Consider the following 7183-nt stretch of genomic DNA (forward strand, 5'->3'; position numbering starts at 1 on the left):
TTTTTGGTTTTTACGGAAAAATCAATATTTTTGATTATCTCAGTGCAGTCGAATCTAGCGAAAAAGTCCGTAGAAACCTTGTTTTTTAGTTCTTCTTCAAGTATGTTTTGGTATTTCATACAAGGAAAATAATATTTGCCGTTGTGTACAAAAATAAACTCACAGCACAATCACAAATTACGACCCTTTACTAATTTCCAAGTCCAAAACAAACTCGTCGATTTCCGTTTTAACCGCGTTACTCAAAGTTTTGCACCATTCGATTGAGATTGCAAGCGTTTCGGATTTAATTATACTTTCGCAGGTTTTAAGCGAATTTTGCAGAACTTCGTCACAATTTACTTTTACGCAAATTCTATCCGCAACGTTGTAATCGCGTTCTTTACGGATATTTTGAATACGGTTTATGAGTTCGCGGGCATACCCTTCGTTTTTGAGTTCGCCGGTAATTTTTGTGTTGAGTGCAAGAGTAATCTCGCCTGACGTTTCGACTTCCACGCCGTCGCGCTTTTCACGTTTAAGTTCTATGTCGTCAAAACGAATTTCATAACCCAAAACTATTTTTACGCCGCCGTTTTCCAAATTCAAAATATCTTTACCCGTAAATTTTGCAATTTCGTCCCCGACCGCTTTCATATCCTTACCAAGCGTTTTACCCAATCTTTTAAAATTCGGTTTTGCGCTCACAAGCAAGACGGCGTTTTCGTCGCCTATACACTTTACCTCTTTTACATTAAGTTCTTCCGCGATGATTTCGGACATTTCTTTCAACAAATCGCACTTGTGTTCGTCTCTTATTATTATGGTAATATCAGAAAGCGGCTGGCGGTTTTTGATTGTGTATCTTGCGCGAAGCAGACGTCCGATACCGACGGATTGGCGAACTAAATTCATACGCGTTTCGACGTCGGCGTCTATTTTTGAATTGTCGGCAACGGGAAAACTACACAAATGAACAGATTTTTCAGCGTTTTTGTCGATACTTCCGACTAAATTTCTATAAACCGCGTCCGTGAGAAACGGCAAGAAAGGCGCCATAAGTTTTGAAAATTCTACCAAAACATAATAAAGTGTTTGATAAGCGGCGGTTTTGTCGTCGTCGTTTTCGCTTTTCCAAAATCGGCGGCGGCTGCGACGAATATACCAGTTCGTAAGATTGTCGATAAATTCAACCAAAAGCGGCACGACTTTGTATAAATTATACAGTTCCATCTCCGTATTTACGTCCGCAATGCAATGGTTAAGATAAGAAATTATCCATTTGTCAAGTTCGTTGGATGAGTTAAGCGCGTCTGTGTTTGGCGTCCAGCCGTCAACGTTTGCGTAAGTCGTGAAAAAACTGTACGCGTTCCAATACGGCAAAAGAACGCTTCGAGCCATCTCCATAACGCCTTTTTCGGAAAAACGCAGATCTTCCGCTCGAACCGCCGGTGAATTTATCAAAAATAGGCGTATCGCGTCCGCGCCGCATTTTTCAATCATTTCCTGCGGGGGCGTATAATTTTTAAGTCGTTTGGACATTTTGTTTCCGTCTTCCGTCAAAATAATCCCGTTTGCCACAACGTTTTTGAACGCTTCCTTGCCGAAAAGTGCGCTTGCAAGAACCGTCAGCGTATAAAACCAGCCGCGCGTCTGGTCAATTCCTTCTGCAATAAACTGCGCCGGAAAGTTCTTTTCAAAAACGTCTTTGTTTTCAAACGGATAGTGGTTTTGAGCATAAGGCATACTTCCCGATTCAAACCAGCAATCCAAAACTTCGGGCGTACGTTTCATAATCTTTTTGCACTTGGGGCAAATAAGTTTAAGTTCGTTTACAACGTGCGGATGCAAATCAATTTCAGAAATTTCGGTCGATTTCACGCTTTTCGCCCACTTTGGATCAATATTATACTTTGCAAATTGCAAATCGGCGGTTTTGTCTAAATTTTCTTTTACAGACTTTGCGGTTTCTCCGTGGATTCTTTCGCCTTTTTGTTTGTCGCCGCCGCCGACAAGTTCGTGAAGTTCTTCAAGCGAACCGACACAATGAATATGCCCGCATTCGCAATTCCAAATCGGAATCGGCGTTCCCCAATAACGGTTTCTAGCCAAATTCCAGTCGGGCGCGGATTTCAGCCCGTTCCCAAAACGTCCCTGCTGCAAATGTTCGGGAACCCAATGGATATTATTGTTGGAGTCAAGCATATTTTGGCGAATCGGCTCTATTTTCATAAACCACGTGTCAATCGCTTTATAAATAAGCGGAGTATCGCAACGGTAGCAAAACGGATAACGGTGTTCAATTGTCTGTTTATGAACCAAACGTCCGCGCTTTTTTATGTCCGCAATCACTTCGTCGTTTACGGAATGCACGAACTTCCCTGCAAAATCTCTGACATGCGTTGTAAAATTACCCTCAGAATCTACAGGACAAACTATCGGCAAATCCATAGCCTTGCCGACCTGAAAATCGTCTTCTCCAAACGCCGGAGCTATATGAACGACTCCGGTTCCGTCTTCGGTTGAAACGTATTGCGCCGTCGTAATTTGAAAAAACCTGTCGTTTACTTTCGTGAAATAATCAAACATCGGCTCGTATTTTAAGCCGACCAAGTCACCGCCTTTATACTGTGCGACGATTTCATAATCGCTTTCTTTTTTGTAATATGCGCCAAGCCGCGCTTTTGCCAAAATAAAACATTCTTCGCCGTCTTTTACTTTTACGTAATCAATATCTGGTCCGGCGGCCAAAACAACATTCGACGGAAGCGTCCAAGGCGTTGTCGTCCAGACTAGAACAGAGGTGTTTTTTTCGTTTACAAGAGGAAATTTTACCGTAATTGAAACGTCTTTCTTATCTTTATAGCCTTCGTTTACCTCGAAATTTGAAAGCGGCGTAGAACATCTGGGGCAATACGGCTGCACACGAAATCCCGAATAAATAAGATTTTTGTCCCAAACCTGCCTAAAAACCCACCAAACGCTTTCCATAAACGAGGCGTCAAGGGTACGATACTGATTTTCAAAATCCACCCAGCGCCCCATTCTTTCAACGGCGTCTTTCCATTGCGAAGTATAGCGAAAAACTATTGAACGGCACGCTTCGTTAAAAAGCGACAATCCCATTTCTTCGATTTGTTTTTTACCGGAAACCTTAAATTCTTTTTCCAATTCGTTTTCGACCGGAAGTCCGTGCGTATCCCAACCGAATCTGCGCTCGACATATTTGCCTTTCATCGTCCAAAATCTCGGCACTATATCTTTTATCGTTCCCGGAAGCAAGTGTCCGTAATGAGGAAGTCCGGTTGCAAAAGGCGGTCCGTCATAAAATACGAAACGTTCGTTGTTTTCGTTTTGCTTCAAACTCTCTCTGAAAGAATCCTCTTCTTTCCACTTTTCCAGAATTTCCCTCTCTATTTCAGGAAATTGAATTTTAGTATTCACTTGTTTAAAATGTTCTTTGCTCATTTTCGCCGCCTTTTTTCGCCGATTTTTACACAGAAAATAATATTTGGATGTAGCAGGATAGATAAATGGCGATAATTTGACAATAGTTGCCGGTAAATAGTATCTAAGTTCAATGAAAATTCATCAAAAAAATTATTTTTTCTCACAACATGCTTGCCGATAATTATATTTAATAGTTGCGAAAAAGATTTTTCGGAGGATAAAAGAGTGGCAGCCGTTTCAAAAACAAAGCGAAACATCGAAATAAGCCTAAAATTATTATTATCATCTTTACTCATTATGCTGATTCTGTCTATAGCCATAAGTGCTGTTTACGTCATTCCTTTCAGAGGCATCTCACAAGATATAACCGTATCTTATTTGCTTGAAGCCAGCGGACAGATTGCGCACCAAGTTAACCTTGTCTTTGAAAAGCCGCTAAACGAAACGCAGTTATATGCCAAAAATATTGCAAGCGTTTATAAAGAGACAAATCGAAATAAAATGTTATCAATACTTCTTGACTGGTATATAAGTAAACCCGAATATATGGCGATTTTTATCAATTTCGGACCATATTGTTATGACGATAACGACGTTCTTTACGCTAAAGATCCGAGATTTGTAAACGGTGCGTTCGCCACATACATCTCTCGTTTAAGCGACGATAGTGCAAAAATCAAAATTGAACCGGATATAAAAGATTATGCCTTATCGGAAAAATATAAAATTCCATACGAATCGCAAAAACCGTATATTTCAAAGCCCGCGTACCAACAGGTTTCTCAAAAGAACGATAGTTATTTTTATCTGTTACGCATAAGTTCTCCGATTATTGTTGACGATATATCGATAGGGGTCGTAGGGATTGATTTTTCTACGGAATCTATTGTCGAACTCGTTTCAAAATATTCGGTTTTAAAAAACCCCAAAGGTTTTTGCACTATCGCATTGGGAGACGGTTCTATTATAGCCTCAAAAGACAGTTCGCTTCAACATAAAAATATATTGAGTTTTGTTCCAAACGGTTTTGAAAAAAGATATTTGTCGGGGATATTGAAACAAAAAAAAGGGAAAACAACATTAAATACCGTATTTCACGAGAATGAAAAAACGGTAACAGGATTATATAAATTTACAATTGGAAATTCGGATTCTTCTTTCATTGTAATGGCGTCTCTTCCCGAAGAGGATATGTATAGCGCTATAAACGCTTCGACGCATAACGCCGTAATGGCATCTCTTTTTATTTTTATCATAGGACTTTTGTTTTTCCAAATTTTGATAAAAGAAATTGTACTTTCACCGCTTATGGAACAAATGAAAACAATAGAAAAATTAAGCATAACCGATGCTTTGACAGGGCTTGCAAACAGGCGAAGTTTTGAAGACGCGTTCGACAGAGAATGGAAAGTGTCGATACGTAACAAAAAATCAATAGCGTTTTTAATGCTTGATGCGGACAAGTTTAAATCGTACAACGATACCTACGGACATCCTCAGGGCGATAAACTTCTTATTGCACTGTCAGGAGTGCTTAAAAGAGCGGTTCACAGACCGTCGGACTTACCGGGACGCTTGGGCGGCGAAGAATTCGGCGTTTTACTTCCGAATACCGATTTACACGGAGCCGTGCATATTGCCGAATCGATTCGCGGAGAGGTTGAGCGTCTTCGTATCAGAGTGCCCGAAACGGGTAAAATTACTACGTGTACAGTAAGTATCGGCGTCGCAGCAATGATTCCGACAACAAATGATACCCACGAAATTATTATGAAAATTGCAGACGAACAACTCTACAGAGCAAAAGAAGGCGGACGAAACAGGGTTTATAGCGAATTGTCAAAAAACAATCCATAGAAAGTTGAGTTTTTATGGCAAAAAAGCATATTGTTTATTTGCTGTTTGCTTTTATAACGATTTTTGCAAGTAAAAATCCCCAAATAAGCGGATTTTTTATTCAGCCGTGCATCGGATACGGCGTCGCAGATTATCAAGACAATTTCAAAACACAGCAATTTTACAACGATTGGGTAAAATCAATGTCGGATATCGGCGCTAACATGTTATTTTACCAATGGGTTTCTCACTACGAAGCAAATCAGGAATGGTTCTCAAACGTTTACGGCGGCGCGGCTTCTGCGGATTTTTGTTTTTATTATCCCAATTTAATCAAAATAGACAATATTTCGGTTAATTCTTGGATGCCCGCAATAAAAGCATGGACACTTGAAGATGTCAGCCCTATACAACGGGTTCTTGACGCCGGCGAAAAAAATAACGTGAAAATTTGGCTTGGACTATATTTGAACGAAGACGGAACGGGACAAACGTTTAATTGGTGGGAAGCCGTAAACAACAACGATATAAATTCAAAAGACAGTGCGATTTTTCGTTATCATGTAAGACGAAGTGTGGATTTGGTAAAAGATTTGGCGCTTCAATTCGGGAATCATTCGGCGTTTGGCGGTTTTTATTATTCTGTAGAAATAGCGAATTTGGGTTTTGAAAATAGGGAAAACTGGGATATTTTAGCATGGTTGTTGGATAGCGTCGCAACGGAAGTTCATAATTTATCAAACAAACAGTTGGCGATTTCTCCTTTCTTCAACACAACGCTTACTCCTGCAAAAGAATATGGAGAAATGTGGGATTATGTGCTTTCAAAATCGTCTATAGATATAATTATGCTGCAAGACGGCGTAGGCGTTAAGCCGCAGATTTTAACGGAAACTGTCGATTTGGTCTCTCCGTATTTTGAAGCGGTAAAAAAAGCATGCGACAAAAACGGAAAGAGTTTTTGGGCGAACAGTGAATTGTTTACAAATTATAGCGGCGATGATGAAAACCCTGAGTTTTCCTCGTCAAATATAGATAAAATTTTACTCCAAATGAATACCGAAGCCGAATTTGCCGACACTTTCGTATGTTTCAGTTACCTTTCACTTGATCCGTTTTCTGTAACAACGCCGTTTAACGAATATCCGCTTTTTACAAGAAAAAAACTTTACAACGATTACAAAACATATTATGATTCAATAAAAAACGAGAATAACAGCCAAACGATTTCGACAATCAAATCGCCAAAATCAAATTTACTAGATGAAGTACGCATATCGGTTTCCGGCTTAAATATCGCGATCCCGAAAATGCAAAAACCGATGTCGTACTGTTTGGTCTCGCCTAACGGAAAGGTGGTGTTAAGCGGAACCGTGAAAGACGCTTGTGTAATTAAAGTGCCCGTTTCATACGGAATTTACATTTTTATGTTGGGATTTGAAAATCAAACCTCTGCAAAACAGAAAATATTCCTGCAAAAAGATATTAGTTCGACAATTTATTATAAACTTCACAATTAAAAACTGAAATCTTTGAAAGTATAAATTATAAATACAATCAACAATAAAATTGCAAGCAAAAAACCAAATATATAAAAACCTGTAATAAAACGAGAAAGGTTTACCCATAATTGATTGTTTCTTTCCTTTCCCATATATCCTAGAAATAAAACACAAAAAAACAATAATATTGCCGGAATAAAGTATTCTAAACCCAAATTTTTTGAAGAAAAAAAGAACCAGCCAACCATACCCGTTATTAATGGAATATATTCATAAATTAAATAAGACAAGATAATAAATTAAATAAGACAAATTAAAATCTCCGGCTCTCCTACTCTCAAGCGGCTATACACAATTCCTGACAAAAAAAGCGACTTATTAAAAAATCTCTCTTAAAATCTCTCAAACTCCGCTTG

Annotated in this window: 3 protein-coding genes; 2 read left to right on the plus strand and 1 reads right to left on the minus strand. The window is 39.1% G+C overall.

The features are described from left to right. Window positions 1-177: 177 nt before the first annotated feature. Complete coding sequence (gene ileS, locus LBH98_00410) at window positions 178-3447, minus strand: isoleucine--tRNA ligase (GenBank protein MDR0303225.1); 3270 nt, start codon at window positions 3445-3447, stop codon at window positions 178-180. 207 nt (window positions 3448-3654) lie between these two features. On the opposite strand from ileS, the gene LBH98_00415 reads away from it, so the two are divergent. Both LBH98_00415 and LBH98_00420 read left to right on the plus strand, forming a co-directional pair. After that, complete coding sequence (locus LBH98_00415) at window positions 3655-5286, plus strand: diguanylate cyclase (protein MDR0303226.1); 1632 nt, start codon at window positions 3655-3657, stop codon at window positions 5284-5286. A gap of 14 nt (window positions 5287-5300) precedes the next feature. Then, entirely contained in the window at window positions 5301-6785 is a 1485-nt protein-coding gene (locus tag LBH98_00420; protein ID MDR0303227.1) for a DUF4434 domain-containing protein, read from the plus strand. Window positions 6786-7183: the final 398 nt, after the last annotated feature.

The organism is Chitinispirillales bacterium (assembly GCA_031254455.1).
Classification (GTDB): Bacteria; Fibrobacterota; Chitinivibrionia; order Chitinivibrionales; family Chitinivibrionaceae; genus WRFX01.